The following is a 14732-nucleotide window of genomic DNA, read 5'->3' on the forward strand; positions in this document are numbered from 1 at the left end:
AATAGAGGATTTATGGGAAAAGTAATAGGTATAGATCTTGGAACTACCAACTCTTGCGTTGCAGTGATGGAAGGTAAGGAGCCAAAAGTAATAGAAAACTCTGAAGGTGAGAGAACTACGCCGTCGATTATAGCTTTCGCAAATGGTGAAAAGTTAGTTGGGCAGTCCGCTAAAAGACAGGCTGTAACTAACCCACGTAATACTGTATATGCAGTAAAAAGATTAATCGGTAGAAATTTTACCGATCCAATGGTTAAAAAAGATCAAGAAATAGTGCCATATAATATAGTTAAAGCTGATAATGGTGATGCATGGGTTGAAGTTGAAGGGAAAAAACATTCACCTAGCCAAATTAGTGCTTTCATTTTACAAAAAATGAAAGAAACAGCTGAAAATTATTTAGGTGAAAAAGTAACACAAGCAGTTATTACTGTGCCTGCTTATTTTAATGATGCACAGCGTCAAGCAACAAAAGATGCTGGTAAAATCGCTGGGCTTGAAGTACTTCGAATAATCAACGAACCAACTGCGGCAGCTCTTGCTTATGGTTTTGATAAATCAGCAAGCAAAACTATTGCGGTTTATGATCTTGGTGGTGGAACATTCGACGTTTCAATCCTTGAAATTGGTGATGGTGTTTTTGAAGTAAAATCAACTAACGGCGATACATTCCTTGGTGGTGAAGATTTTGATACAAGAGTATTAGAGCATTTAATAAATACATTCAAAAAAGAAAGTGGGATTGATTTACGTAACGATCCACTTGCACTTCAGCGTTTAAAAGAAGCAGCTGAGAAAGCTAAAAAAGAATTGTCATCTGCATTAACTACTGATATTAATTTGCCTTATATCACAGCTGATAGTAGCGGTCCAAAACATTTAAATATTAAATTTACTAGAGCAGAACTTGAAAAATTAGTCGATGATTTAATTGAGAAAACCATAGAACCTTGCCGCAAAGCTTTAAAGGATGCAGGCTTAAAAGCTGCCGATATTCAAGAAGTAGTGCTAGTTGGTGGTATGACTAGAATGCCGAAAGTACAAGAAGCGGTGGAAAAATTCTTCGGGCGTGCTCCACATAAAGGCGTGAATCCTGATGAGGTTGTAGCTCTTGGTGCAGCGATCCAAGGCGGAGTATTAAACAAAGAAGTAACTGATATATTATTATTAGACGTTACACCTCTATCTCTTGGTATTGAAACTTTAGGCGGCGTATTTACAAGATTAATCGATCGTAACACCACAATCCCAAGTAAGAAAAGCCAAGTATTTTCTACTGCCGATGATAATCAGCATGCAGTAACTATTAGGGTATTCCAAGGTGAGCGTGAAATGGCAAAAGATAATAAAATGCTTGGTCAGTTTAATCTAGAAGGAATCCCTCCTGCTCCACGTGGCGTGCCGCAAATAGAAGTGACTTTTGATATTGATGCAAACGGCATAGTCCATGTTTCGGCTAAAGATAAAGCTAGCGGTAAAGAGCAAAGAGTAACAATACAGGCTTCCGGCGGTCTTAGCGATGCGGAAATCGAGCAAATGGTTAAAGATGCTGAGAAAAATGCCGATGAGGATAAAAAACGTAAAGAGCTTATTGAAGCAAAAAATGCTGCTGATAGCTTAATTTATTCTACTGAAAAAACCTTAACAGATTATAGCGATAAATTATCGTCTGAAGATAAAGGAGCGGTAGAAGATGCTTTATCTGCTTTAAAAGCTGTTTTAGATTCAGAAGATGCTGCATTAATTAAAGAAAAAACCGAAAGCTTAACCGCTGCTAGTATGAAAATCGGCGAAGCGATGTATAAAGCACAAAGCGATGCTGGTGCTGCTGGTAGTGCTTCTGAAGAAAATACTGCTAGCAACGAAAAAGTAGTAGACGCAGACTTTGAAGATGTAGAGAAGAAGTAAAGTAGAACGTCATTGCGAGGAGCGTAGCTTTGTTGCAATCTCATTAAACATCCTGAGATTGCTTCGTCAATTACTTTGTAATTTCCTCGCAATGACGTTTTATTAGTTATACATAGCCCTAAACAACCATATAATATAATTTCATGTCACAAGATTATTATCAAATCCTTGGAGTTAGCAAAACAGCAAGCAGTGCTGATCTTAAAAAAGCCTATCACAAGTTAGCCAAACAATATCACCCTGATAATGCCGCAGCTGGTGATACAAACGCCGAGAAAAAATTTAAAGAAATCAATGCCGCTTATGAAGTTTTAAAAGACGAACAGAAAAGAGCAGCTTATGACCGATTTGGACATGATGCTTTCCAAAATCAACAAGCAAGAGGCGGAGCTGGCAGTCAGGGCGGTCATCCTTTCGGTGCTGATATCAACGATATATTTGGTGATTTCTTTAGCGACTTTATGGGCGGTGGTGGCAGAAGAAAGCCAACTTCAAGTAAGGTTAGAGGCTCTGATTTAAAATATAATCTTACTATTAATTTAGAAGAAGCATTTCATGGCGTAGAGAAAAATATCAGTTTTTCCAGTGAAGTAAAATGCGATACTTGTCATGGTAGCGGCTCTGAAAAAGGGGAAACTGCAACTACTTGCGATGCTTGTGGCGGCGTAGGTGCAACTAGAGTTCAGCAAGGCTTTTTTATGATTGAACAAACTTGTCATAAATGTCAAGGTAATGGTCAAATTATCAAGAACCCTTGTAAAAAATGCCACGGCTTGGGGCGTTACCACAAGCAGCGAAATTTATCTGTAAATATTCCCGCAGGTGTTGAAAATGACACTCGAATAAGACATCCAGGCGAAGGTGAAGCAGGTATTAGAGGCGGCAATAATGGCGATTTATATGTTGATATCGCAATAAAACCTCATGATATTTATAAGGTAGATGGAGCAAATTTACATTGCAAACTACCTATTAGTTTTGTAAATGCTGCCCTTGGCGGAGAAGTAGCGGTGCCGGTAATTGAAGGCGGCAAAGTAAATCTAACCATCCCAGCAGGAACACAAAACGGTGATCAGCTAAGATTACGCGGCAAAGGTATGTCTAAAATAAGGTCAACTATTAGAGGCGATATGCTTGCACATGTGCATGTTGAAGTGCCTAAAAATTTATCAAAAAGACAAAAAGAATTATTAGAAGAATTGAGAAAAGAATCCGTAAATGAAAAAGAAAATGATGGCAGCTTTTTTAACAAAATGAAAAGTTTATGGTCATAAAATTAAGTTTAACTTTTTTCTAGAAATAAAACCTTTGATGTTATAAGATATCTTATATGTCATTCCATTCCCGCTTGATGCTGGTCTTGTTGCATGGCTCAAAAAACGTCATTGCGAACGAACGAAGTGAGTGTGGCAATCCAGAGAAAATAATAAAAAATACTATAAGTTAGCATTTTTTTACTTCCTTGCTTCGTCAATTACTTCGTAATTTCCTTAGCTCAGACGGAAAAACTAATCCACATGGGCAAACCTCACGCTAGAATGACACCAAACAATACTATATATCAGAGGTTTTTATGCCTTACAAAAACAATACCGACCTACCCGATTCAGTCAAAAATCATCTTCCAAAGCACGCTCAAGATATTTATCGTGAAGCTTTTAACCATGCATTTGAACAATATAAATCTCCTGAAAAAAGACGGGATAACGATTCTAGAGAAACCGTTGCACATAAAGTAGCATGGTCAGCTGTGGAAAAGAAATATCATAAAAACGATAAGGGCGATTGGGTAAGTAATTAGATTTTAAATTATTTTTTTCACAGTCCCATAATAACATTTTAGATTAGATTCAATCATGCAAAGAAAAAAAGAAGAATATTCAAAATTAATCTATAACTCTTCCTTAATTTTTAAAATTAAAAAAGTAGCACTTCCTACTTTTAAAGTTTTTCAAAAAGAAGTAACTAAGAAATATCCTAATATTTCTATTAAAATTGATACTCAAACTATAATAAAAGAGATGGTTGACTCATTTTCAAAAGCTTTGTCTTCTTTATTTGAAGAAGATGATATAGAGTTTGATAATTTACGTTATGCCGGAGGATATGTTTTAGGTTTTTTTTCATCTAATTTATGGACTCATTGGAAAGGTGAATATCTCTATCCTAAAATTCCAGAATATCAAAATCTAATGTTTTTAAGATCAATGTATCTTTATAGTAAAATTGATTATATGCTTAATTACCAATATACTGATAAAATACAAAGAATTTATAATTATTTTACTCAATCCGATCAGAGTAATATTATCCATGCGAATGATTCTAAGGACAACCTAGTATCATTAGAAGATTTTAAAAAGCAAAAAAAAACTTATAATAATCAAAAATTTGCCGATTCGCTTACTAATTATTTAGAAAATTTACTTTTGCAAGAGCATTACAAAGCTTTTGATAAAATTAATATAGATAATAACTTAAATAACATAAGCAACCTTTTTGAAAGGAATGAGATAATGGAATTAATTAGTTCTATTAAATCATCAAATTGAACCGACTATAGTATACTCGTTTTATTTGAAAAATTGGCTATGTCGTCTTTGTAACCCTCAGATGCTCACGTACCTTTGTACGCTCCGCTCCTCGGCTTACAGACTCCATGCCCTTTTCCAAATAAAACTTCGTCTACCCAACTTTTCATTTATTAGCAGTATATCCTGAATTGAGAGCAGGTAGCTAGTTGTTCGCCAGTTTGCCTATTAGTTATAAGCGTTTGTATTAATGCATGTTGCCAAATCCAATTGAGTTTAATTATGTAGGATTGTTAATAATTCATCTTGTGTTTAACGGTGCCAATGTGGGGATTTGAACCCCAGACCTACGCATTACGAATGCGCCGCTCTACCAGCTGAGCTACATCGGCAAGAATTTAAAATAAGAAAATTATTTTGAAAGTATTATTGTGGAAGTACTAGGAAATTAATTTAATTTTTTGGTATTACTAACCAAGTATAGATATCGTCATAAGCTATGCAACTACAAGGAGCGTGGCAATCCAGGAAAAATAATAAAAATGCTATGCATTTTACTAGATTGCTTCGATGTCATTCCCGCATGAGGATTTGCTTGCGTGGATCGAAAAACGTCCTAAGGTAGTCATCTAGTTGCTTGGGAACTAGATACAGAAAAACAACTAAAAATATCAATATTATTAATATTTTTAACTGGATGCTGTGGTCAAGCAACTAGATGACACCGAGGGCTTTTTCCGATCTACGCAACAACGCCGCCACGGGATGACAAGGAAAAACTACTTCACGCAAGTACAACGACTACGTTAGGATGACATTTTACACTTTTTTCAAGCTATACAATAAAGCCTGAAGTAAACTAGATTACAATACCACTAAAGATGCGTAGAAAACCTTAAGTGGAAATGCTGCGTATCGTCGTATTTCTTCTTTTTAACCGCAAAACCCCAGTCCATTCTAATTGGTGCAAAGCGTGTTACCCAAATAAATCCGAAACCAACTGAAGCCCTAAGTGACTTATCATTATAGATACCATTTGGACTTTGATATTTTACTTTATCTAAGCCTACTCCCCATAAGCTTCCTAAATCCATAAATACCGAACCAGTGAGGTTAAATTCTTCAGGTACTGGAGTTGGGAAGTTAAGTTCAGTAGAAAATGTATAATATCTTTTACCGCCTAAACCTTCATTAGTAACTTTTTCACGCGGTCCAACACCACCGCTAGCAAAACCTCTTAAGCTATAATCACCTAAATTAAAGCGATCTGAAATTCTAATAACTCGTCCACCAAGTGCTGCAATATCACCTCCAGAAGCAGATAGTTTTAAAGTAAGCTTATTTTGTATGAAATATTTATAATATTTACCATCAACTTCATGTTTCAGATATTTATTATCACCTCCAATACCCGCATATTCTTGACTAATACTTACTAAATAACCATTCTTCGCAATAATTTTACTATCTCTTTGATCATAAGCAATAGTGTGACCAATAGCAGAAGTAATAAACTTACCCATTTGCTCCTGTAAAAATATTGAGCTTGATGGAGATGGAGCACTCAAGGTATCACGTTTAATTAAATAATCTATTTCGTGGCTTAAATCTTCTTTAATTTCATAACCTAAGGAAGTTTTACCACCTACAGAATGCTGTCTATAATTTTGATCTGTGTTGGAAAGTACACTCTGACCACGACCACTTTTATTTATAAATCCGCTTACACCTAGGGATAAATCACGATCTAAGAAATGTGGGTCAGTAATACCACCATAATAGCTAGTAGTATTTTTACTTACTTGCACACCAGCATTGAGTATTTTACCTGTACCTACTAAGTTACGCTCTAAGAAAGAGAAGCGTCCAAATACCCCACCTGTGGTGTTATACCCTAAATCAAAACCGACAGAAGAAGTAGATTTTTCATCAACCTCAACATTTAAGTCATATTTATCCTTGGTTTTTGCTTGAGCAAAAGTAATTCCTATCTTCTCAAAATAATCTAAGTTTCTAAGATTACGCTCTCCTTTTTCAATATAAGAACGGTTAAGTATATCATCTTCTTCAGATTTAAACTCTCTTCTTATAACATGATCTTCAGTTTTAAGATTATTAATAATATTAATTTTATTAATATAAACCTTATCGGCTTTTTCTATAATAAATTTAATATTAATTGTATGATCAGGGTTTTTTACAATATCAGGATAAACATTCACTGCTGGATAGCCTACTGCTGTAAAATATTCTCCAATTTTATCAGCAATATTTTCAACTGTTTTCATATTGAAAACACTACCTTGCTTAATATTGACAATTTTATTAACAGGAGTTATATCAATATTGGTTAATTTGTTTTCTATTGTAACATTACCGAAATTATATTTTTCACCCTCTTCAAGAGAATATGTAAGAACGAAATATTCTTTAGTATTATTTAACTCAGCTGATACCGAAATTACTCTAAAATCTGCAAAACCAACTGATTGATAGAATTCTTTTAATAATTCTTTATCATATTCAATACGATCAGGTTCATAAGTATCATTACTATCTAAGAAACGAAACCAACGAGATTCTTTAGTTAAAACAATAGATTTAAGCTCTGAATCGCTATAATTTTCATTACCACTAAAATAAATATATTTAATACCGGTTTTTGGTCCTTCTGCGATATCAAAAATAACCTTAACTCTGTTATTTTCTAAATCTTCAATTTTAGGTGTTACTATAGTAGCAAAACGACCGCTACGTTTATAGATTTCTGATATTTTTTTTACATCTAATTCAATTTTAGCTTGGCTTAAAGACTCACCTGCCATTGTATAAATCTCTTTAGATAGCATATTAGCTTTTATTTTAGAGTTACCTCTAAATACTACGCTACTTATAAATGGAGTTTCAGTAACGTTAACAATTAAATTACCATCGCTTGACATATCCATTTTGATGTTTCTAAAAAGTGAAGTAGCATATAAGCGTTTTATTGCTTCGTCTTCTTTTAAACTATTATAGCTTTCACCAGGTTTTAGCTTTAAATAGCTCTCAATAGTAGAGCGTTCAATTCTATGATTACCTTCTATAGTTATTTTACGAATAACTGAATCTGCTAAGGAAATGTTATAATAAAAAATTGTTACTGTTAAAATTGCTAATTTAATAATTGACCTGATTATCACCTAAAACCTTCTTATAAGATTTATTTAAAATTTTTGCGTTAAACGTACACTATAGTAAATAATATTAACTAGAGCAAGTAAATCTACCCACTTAAGAGAATAAATTTTTTATATCGTTAGAAAAAGAAATTACAGTAAGGAAAATTATTATCATTATACCTATTTGTAATAAAATATTTCTAGCTTTAATATTCGGTAATTTACCTGTAACTGCTTCATATAATATGAATAATAAATGACCACCATCAAGTACCGGTATAGGTAACAGATTAAGTAGTCCTAAATTTACTGAAAGCATTGCTATAAATAGTAAATACATCTCTATACTATGCTCTAAAGTTCTTCCTGATTCTTTTGCAATAGCTACCGGTCCACCTATTTCACTTACTGATCGCTTTCCTACAATCATTTGTGATGCTGCTTTTAAAGTTACCGCCGATACATCTATAGTATCAAATATTGCTTCCGATAAACTTGATAATATCCCTATTTTAGTATGAACAGGTTCATTTTTAGCCATAATACCAATACGCAGTATTTTTCTAGCTCTTTCTACAACTACTTCTTCAGGCATTATACTAACAGTAAATTCTTCACCTTTTCGCTCTATTAATAAAGTAGAAGAATTTAAACCATTAATTAGTATTTCTTTTTGTACATCACTAAAATCTTTAACTAATTTATTATTAACTTTAACAATTCTATCACCCTCTCGCAAATTAGCTTTTTCTGCTGGTGATTCAGCTATTACCTCCCCTATTACAGGCTGAACTTCTATTTTACCAAGACAAAAATAAAATCCAGCAAATATTATTATGGCAAGTAAATAATTAATTAAAGGTCCTGCTACAACTATTAAAAAACGCTCAAAACAGGATTTAGCATAAAACGCTACTTTTTCATTTATTTCTTGTGCTTTATCCATAATGTTTCGATCATAACCATAAATCTTAACATATCCCCCAAGCGGCAATAAACAAATTTTCCACCTAACCCCTTTTGAGTCTGTAATACCGATTAATTCTTTGCCGAAACCTATCGAAAATTCTTCGATTTTTACATTAAAGAATCTTGCAACTGCATAATGCCCTAGCTCGTGGATAAACACTAAGATACTAATTGTTATAATAAATCCGACTATAGATAACATAATTTTTTTATTATTAATATGTAGGTAGACGAAGTTTAATTTGAAAAAAGTAATCAGTCCATAAGTGCGAGACACGGAGCGTATACTTAAATACGTGAGTACCGCAGTATTTATAGAACGATGTAGCCAATTTTTCAAATTAAACGAGTATACAAATAAGTAGTTTTAAAGTATAGTATACTAAATTTAAAACTTTATTTCTTTTTATGAGTTCAAATAAAATCAATAAGAAGTCGATTGCACGTATTGCAGCAATACAAGCTATATATCAACATATGTTACGGAACAATGATAATATAGATGATATAATAGAAAATGTACTTTCTTTTTATCGCAACGATACTTCTATGACTGATTCACCCATAAAAATATCACTAACTATAAGCCATTTTAAAATGTTGGTAAAGTTGGTATTTGAAAATATTGATAAAATAGATGAAATTATAAGTAATCATCTGGTAAATGATAAAAACCAAAATCACATACCTATTTTGCTACAGGCTTTATTACGCAGTGGTATATGTGAATTATTATTTTTTCCAGATATACCTACTAAAGTAATAATTAATGAATACACAGATATAGCAAATGATATGCTAAATGATCACGAAATAGGCTTTGTTAATTCTATATTAGATAAAATAGCACACGAAAATAAAAGATTTTATGACAAATAATTTAAGTGGTTATAGAAATAAGTTTGTTAGAGTTAAGACTTCTAAAAAACGCACTGTTTCTTCTAGTAACTGGCTAAGGCGTCAGTTAAATGATCCTTATGTTGCAAAAGCACGTATTGAAGGCTTTAGATCAAGAGCTGCATATAAACTCCTTGAGATTCATGAAAAATTTAAAATTTTCACCCCAAATATGAAAGTAGTTGATTTAGGGGCAGCCCCAGGGGGATGGAGTCAAGTAGCTTCTAAGCTCATTAAAGCTACGGATGGTAATTTAAAAAATAAAATAATTTCAGTCGATTTACTTGAAATCGAACCAATTCCTGGAGTAGAGTCTTTTCAAAAAGATTTCTTTGAAAAAGATACTGAAGAATTGATTATACAAGCTTTAAAAGGCAAGGCTGATATAGTATTGAGTGATATGGCATCAAATACTATAGGTCACAAAGCTACCGATCATATAAGAACTCTGCTTTTATGCGAGCAAGCTTTTGAGTTTGCTTTAAAAGTCTTAAACCCTTCCGGTCATTTTATTGCTAAAATCTTTCGTGGTGGGGCTGAAAATGAGCTTTTAAACAAAGTGAAACGTGAATTCTCTACTGTCAAACATTTTAAACCATCATCCAGCCGCAAAGAATCAACAGAAATTTACCTAGTTGCTCTAAATAAGAAATGAATTATTAATAATATTTAACTAAATGGTTGACATTTATTTACTTATGCTTTATGGTAGTTTTTACTTAAGCTCTAGAAACCATAAAATATGGTAATTCAACTTAACAATGGAGAAAGTTAATGTTTTCTAAAATGTTTAATTATTTTGCTAGTAATAGTAAAACGCACCTTGATAATACTCAAGAATCAGCTATAAATTGTAGTCAGCATTCTGCTGAAGCAGCAAGTTACGCCGTAAAAACTTTACCACAAATTCTTTTAGGTCTTATTACTTTTAAAGAAATATCTGGATCAGTAATGACAGGATATGCCTTTGGGTTTGCTTTACCAGAATTTGCAAAGGTAATAGTAAAAAGTCTTGCTAGTACAATATTTTTCCATCCTACAGCTAGTATGGTAGGTACTGTAGCAGTTACAGTAGCTGCTAATTCTGAAAATGTAGTAGAGTGCATAAAAAAGCATTATATGACGCAGGATCTACAGTTTATGAAGGTACTTTATGTGCAGTAAATGGAGCAGCCGCAGCTGTAACTTTTGCTTATGATAATGTTTATAGTACCGACGTGCAATTATCAGGAAATGCTATAGAAGCTGTATTATAAGTTTTCTATCAATTAAGTAAGGTAAAATTAAAGTTTCTTTACCTTACTTAATAATTCCTCTCGCCCTTTCCTCAAAAGCTATAATCGTTTTTTCGGTTATTTTAATAAAATAGCTACCAACTAATTTCTCAAGCATTCTAGACTTCATTTCGAAATCAATAAAAAATTTTAGCTCAGTCCCTATAGGATGAGAAGTAAATTGTCAAGTACTGTTTAAATACTTAAAAGGACCCGAAATAGCCAAGGTATTAATGAAATATTCTTTATCATCTATTATTTTATTAGTAACATGAGAACGATAACTTTCTGAAAAACCTTTTAACTGAATCACAAGATCTGCGACGATTTCTTCACTATTTTCTGAAATAACTCTGCTAGCTACACACCAAGGTAGAAATTTAGGATAAGATTTTATATCCCAAACTAAATTAAATAATTCCTGAGGTTTATAAGGTAAGATTTTTGTTTGTTCAAATGATGGCATTATGTAGTTCTTTTCTTTTAAAATAGCAATTTTATACTCTTTTTAAAAGAAAAGAATAAAAGGAAATGATAATATAAACTTCAATAGAAAAAATATTAATTAACTAATATTTTTTTTCTCGGCGGGATATATACGGTTTCATCATCTTCTGCATGTGAAATTTTTTCCAAAAGACCAATGAAACGTCCCTTATTAGGCACTAGTTTTACTATTGCCCAGCCTTCTTCTATTGCTTGTTTTATACGCTCTATATCAGCTTTATGTTCTGAAAAAGATATAAATTTTTGTGTTGGATTTTCCATCTTGATCAATGAATATGTTAATAAAAATTAATAGTATAATAAATTTTTCTTAATAAATCAAATTAATTTTATTATTTAGTTTGATTATACTTGAAATAAGAGCATGTTATTATGATTTAGTCAAGATAATCTAGTTGAAAATTAAAAGTTGCAGCATTAATTTTGTATCGTAATAAAATTTTATTGACTTTTGATCGAAAAAACCCTAAATATTTACATCTAAAAATTAGAATTAGCAAAGATTATGAAAAAATATATATTACTGACTATCATACTCTTAATGAGTAAGAATATATTCGCAAGAGAACAAATATCTAATCTTGTTACACCTGTTAGCTATTTTATAGATCATACATTACAAATAAAAAAGATCAAAAGTAACTTAATCAAATATAAACAATCGGGCATATTAGGTGTGAGTGGTATGGGTAAAACTCAGGTTGCTAGGATGTACGCTTATGATAATAAGGCTGATTATGATCTTATTTGGTTTATAGATTGTAATTTAGATATTGATGGACAGTTAATGAAGCTTGCTAAAGTTATTAATGCTCAAGCAAATTCTGCAATCATTTCAGATAATATTAGTATGGTAAGAAAGGAATTAATGACTTATCTAGCTAGTAAAGATAAATGGTTATTAGTGTTTGATAATTTAAAAGTAGGCGAGAATAAAAAAATAGCAGATTTTATTAATTGGGAACATAATGGCAATATTATATTTTGTTCACAGGACAGTGAATTATTACCAAATATCGTAAAAATTACTGCTTTTGAGGAAAAAGAATCTAAAATGCTTGTAGAAAATATTTTAGAAAGTAATAACCCGGAATCGATAGAATTTTTAGCCCAAGAATTTAAAGGATATCCAATTCTTATGGTTTAAGGATCACAAATATTAAATCAGGTACAGGGTTTAAGTTTAAATGAATATAAGAAGCAAATACAAGGAGCTAATGATAAAATTGAGCTAAATATTAGACTTGCTATTAAAGTGTTAAGCCCTTCTGCTCGAAAATTACTAAATGAAATAGCTTTAATTAACAATCAAAGTTTTTCAAAAGAATTTTTAAATTGTATCACTTCGGATAAGGATCATTTAGATGACGACATTTATAATATTTCCAAATTTGCTTTAATCACTAATATTGAGCCAAATGAAGATAATCCCACATTTGAAATGCATGATGTCATAGCTGAGAAAATACTAAAAATTAATGGATATACTAACAATAAAGAATCTATTGACCAGGTCGTTACTAACTATATAAGTTCTGTACCTTCAAGCGTGGTAAAGGCACGTATTTTTAGAAACGCTAAAACAGTATTAGGTAACATAGATATAATCACAAAAAATGCAGAAAAATATGATATACCCATAAATGTAATTTTAGGACTAAAAATAAATTTGATAACACAATATATAAATTCTTTAGATTTATATAGTGCTCAAAAATTAGTAGATTGGTTTAATGAAAATGATAGTAAAGGTAATTTTAAATTATCAAAAATGGATAATGATCAAAAATGCGATTATGCCTCATATTTAAGTCTTATAGGTGGATATTATAGGCATCTTGGAAACCATCATAAATCAATTGAATATGATATAAGAGCTAAAAAAGTTTATGAGGATATTCAAGGATATAATTCTTACCGATGTAATATAAATTATACTTTGGCACTGGCATATATTGAACTCGGTCAGCTTGAAGAAGCAAAAAATAATATTCAAATTATGGAGGATATGTTTAACGGTGGGTTGGTTGATAAAGCCGATATTATAACTTTATATTCTGCAAGAGCTAGATTGTTCGCCATGCAAGGTAAATATGATGACGCACTAGAACAAATTAATAATACTATAAATACAGCTGTAGAGAATGGAATAAATCCTCAAGATGTATTTCTAAGCAATATATATCTTATTAAAGCAGATATATTAAATAACCTTGGTAAATATGAAGAAGCTTATTCTCAAGCACAACAAATATATGATATGAATAAGTTAGTTAAGAAAGAAAATCATCTAATATTTGGGCGTGTTTTTACTCAAATTTCAAAAGCAAAACTTGGTCTTGGAAATGCTAAAGAAGCACTAGAATATGCAGAAAAAGCTAAAACAATTTTTATTAGCGATACAAATAGACCTAATAAGGAAATTATTACATCACCGGATACAAGCTTGGCTAAAGCATTTGTTGCTGAAGGTAATGCACTAGCTAGCCTTAATAAAAATGATGAAGCAGTAGAAGCTTATAGCACAGCAGAAAATATATATTGGAATAACTATGGAGAAAATATGAAAAATGTAGACGAGATAAGTATTATGTACTTAAACGCTGCTAAAGCAAGCTGCCATGTACCTCTTAGATCTTTCTATAAAAACTTTCGTGATCATCAAATAAAAAAATTCGGAGAGCAGCATCCAAAAAGTATAGAAATACTAAAGCTCAATTGCCATAATTTAAATAATTAAACTATTTGGTATTACTAACTAAATATAGAATCGTCATTGCGAGGAAAAACTATAAGTTTTGACGAAGCAATCTAGTAAAATGCATAGCATTTTTATTATTTTCCCTAGATTGCCACGCTCCTTACAGTCGTGTAGCTTATGACGATATCTATATACCGCGAATACTTCAAAAGTTGGTAAGTCAAACAAGCGGTGAGTCTGCACAAGCAGTAGATAAACTACGTGAGCACAGACGAATCCCGAAATTTGGCTTATACGAAGATCAGCTTCAAAAAGAGTAATCGGTTCATAAGACGAGGAGCGGCAGCAGTTACTTAATACGTGGCTACCTGCGTACTTATAGAACATTGTCACCAATTTTTGAAGTTCTATCTGAGTATTTACCAAATCTTGAAGTATTAAAGGTATACTTAGTTAGTAATGCCGACTATTTAGATAATTGTACAAATGGCTTTGTTGCGTAGATCAATTTTTCCTGTGTCATCCTGCGACTTGATCGCAGAATCCAGCTTAAAATACTAAAATTATTAATATTAAAAGTTGTTTTTCTGGATGCCTTAGGTACAAGCAACTAGATGACTACCTTAGGGCGTTTTTTGATCCACGAAACAATCCCTGCACAAGAATAATAATATAATCCTAATAAATGAAAAGTAGATGACGAAGTTTTGTTTTTATTATATTAATATCATAATAGTAGCAAAATAAAGCATGTAATTAAACTTTTTTATACAAATTTATATTT

12 protein-coding genes, 1 tRNA gene and 1 pseudogene are annotated in these 14732 nt (G+C 31.9%); 9 read left to right on the forward strand and 5 right to left on the reverse strand.

Annotation, left to right across the window (positions count from 1 at the left end; genetic code table 11):
- Positions 1-12 precede the first annotated feature (12 nt).
- From dnaK to AAHF54_RS05885, 4 genes are all read left to right on the forward strand, one after another.
- Positions 13-1908 carry a molecular chaperone DnaK gene (gene dnaK, locus AAHF54_RS05870; protein WP_341788341.1) on the forward strand — a complete coding sequence of 632 codons (1896 nt, stop codon included), beginning with the start codon at positions 13-15 and terminating at the stop codon, positions 1906-1908.
- A 143-nt stretch (positions 1909-2051) separates the two neighbouring features.
- Positions 2052-3182 carry a molecular chaperone DnaJ gene (dnaJ, locus tag AAHF54_RS05875; RefSeq protein ID WP_341788342.1) on the forward strand — a complete coding sequence of 377 codons (1131 nt, stop codon included), beginning with the start codon at positions 2052-2054 and terminating at the stop codon, positions 3180-3182.
- A gap of 299 nt (positions 3183-3481) precedes the next feature.
- Complete coding sequence (locus AAHF54_RS05880) at positions 3482-3709, forward strand: ChaB family protein (protein WP_341788343.1); 228 nt, start codon at positions 3482-3484, stop codon at positions 3707-3709.
- Positions 3710-3764: 55 nt separating this feature from the next.
- Positions 3765-4460: a hypothetical protein gene (locus AAHF54_RS05885; protein WP_341788344.1), complete on the forward strand. Its 696-nt coding sequence runs from the start codon at positions 3765-3767 to the stop codon at positions 4458-4460.
- A gap of 298 nt (positions 4461-4758) precedes the next feature.
- On the opposite strand, the gene AAHF54_RS05890 is transcribed toward AAHF54_RS05885, so the two are convergent.
- From AAHF54_RS05890 to rseP, 3 genes are all read right to left on the reverse strand, one after another.
- A tRNA-Thr gene (locus AAHF54_RS05890) sits at positions 4759-4831 on the reverse strand.
- 483 nt (positions 4832-5314) lie between these two features.
- The gene (bamA, locus tag AAHF54_RS05895; protein WP_342169928.1) at positions 5315-7621 is read right to left on the reverse strand and encodes an outer membrane protein assembly factor BamA; all 2307 of its coding nucleotides are present in this window, start codon (positions 7619-7621) and stop codon (positions 5315-5317) included.
- Positions 7622-7712: 91 nt separating this feature from the next.
- Positions 7713-8771: an RIP metalloprotease RseP gene (gene rseP, locus AAHF54_RS05900; RefSeq protein ID WP_342169929.1), complete on the reverse strand. Its 1059-nt coding sequence runs from the start codon at positions 8769-8771 to the stop codon at positions 7713-7715.
- Positions 8772-8977: 206 nt separating this feature from the next.
- On the opposite strand from rseP, the gene nusB reads away from it, so the two are divergent.
- From nusB to AAHF54_RS05915, 3 genes are all read left to right on the forward strand, one after another.
- Positions 8978-9448: a transcription antitermination factor NusB gene (gene nusB / locus AAHF54_RS05905; RefSeq protein WP_011477778.1), complete on the forward strand. Its 471-nt coding sequence runs from the start codon at positions 8978-8980 to the stop codon at positions 9446-9448.
- On the forward strand, positions 9438-10121 hold the full coding sequence (locus AAHF54_RS05910; protein ID WP_341794506.1) for an RlmE family RNA methyltransferase: 684 nt from the start codon (positions 9438-9440) through the stop codon (positions 10119-10121). The genes nusB and AAHF54_RS05910 overlap by 11 nt, the downstream gene beginning before the upstream one ends.
- 119 nt (positions 10122-10240) lie before the next feature.
- On the forward strand, positions 10241-10630 hold the full coding sequence (locus AAHF54_RS05915) for a hypothetical protein (RefSeq protein ID WP_342169930.1): 390 nt from the start codon (positions 10241-10243) through the stop codon (positions 10628-10630).
- Positions 10631-10765: 135 nt separating this feature from the next.
- Here the strand turns inward: AAHF54_RS05915 and AAHF54_RS05920 are convergent.
- Positions 10766-11206: pseudogene (locus AAHF54_RS05920) on the reverse strand (type II toxin-antitoxin system RatA family toxin).
- Positions 11207-11301: 95 nt separating this feature from the next.
- The gene (locus AAHF54_RS05925; protein WP_011477782.1) at positions 11302-11508 is read right to left on the reverse strand and encodes a DUF2674 domain-containing protein; all 207 of its coding nucleotides are present in this window, start codon (positions 11506-11508) and stop codon (positions 11302-11304) included.
- A 244-nt stretch (positions 11509-11752) separates the two neighbouring features.
- Between AAHF54_RS05925 and AAHF54_RS05930 the strand changes: the two genes are divergently transcribed.
- Complete coding sequence (locus AAHF54_RS05930; protein ID WP_341788349.1) at positions 11753-12394, forward strand: hypothetical protein; 642 nt, start codon at positions 11753-11755, stop codon at positions 12392-12394.
- Between the two features lie 108 nt (positions 12395-12502).
- The gene (locus AAHF54_RS05935) at positions 12503-13987 is read left to right on the forward strand and encodes a tetratricopeptide repeat protein (RefSeq protein ID WP_341788350.1); all 1485 of its coding nucleotides are present in this window, start codon (positions 12503-12505) and stop codon (positions 13985-13987) included.
- Positions 13988-14732 lie beyond the last annotated feature (745 nt).

Source organism: Rickettsia endosymbiont of Seladonia tumulorum (assembly GCF_964030815.1).
In the GTDB taxonomy this organism is placed as follows: domain Bacteria; phylum Pseudomonadota; class Alphaproteobacteria; order Rickettsiales; family Rickettsiaceae; genus Rickettsia.

Coding starts and splice junctions, on each gene's coding strand:
- dnaK (WP_341788341.1), top strand. CDS start 13: ATGGGAAAAGTAATAGGTATAGATCTTGGAACTACCAACTCTTGCGTT.
- dnaJ (WP_341788342.1), top strand. CDS start 2,052: ATGTCACAAGATTATTATCAAATCCTTGGAGTTAGCAAAACAGCAAGC.
- AAHF54_RS05880 (WP_341788343.1), top strand. CDS start 3,482: ATGCCTTACAAAAACAATACCGACCTACCCGATTCAGTCAAAAATCAT.
- AAHF54_RS05885 (WP_341788344.1), top strand. CDS start 3,765: ATGCAAAGAAAAAAAGAAGAATATTCAAAATTAATCTATAACTCTTCC.
- rseP (WP_342169929.1), bottom strand. CDS start 8,771: ATGTTATCTATAGTCGGATTTATTATAACAATTAGTATCTTAGTGTTT.
- nusB (WP_011477778.1), top strand. CDS start 8,978: ATGAGTTCAAATAAAATCAATAAGAAGTCGATTGCACGTATTGCAGCA.
- AAHF54_RS05910 (WP_341794506.1), top strand. CDS start 9,438: ATGACAAATAATTTAAGTGGTTATAGAAATAAGTTTGTTAGAGTTAAG.
- AAHF54_RS05915 (WP_342169930.1), top strand. CDS start 10,241: ATGTTTTCTAAAATGTTTAATTATTTTGCTAGTAATAGTAAAACGCAC.
- AAHF54_RS05925 (WP_011477782.1), bottom strand. CDS start 11,508: ATGGAAAATCCAACACAAAAATTTATATCTTTTTCAGAACATAAAGCT.
- AAHF54_RS05930 (WP_341788349.1), top strand. CDS start 11,753: ATGAAAAAATATATATTACTGACTATCATACTCTTAATGAGTAAGAAT.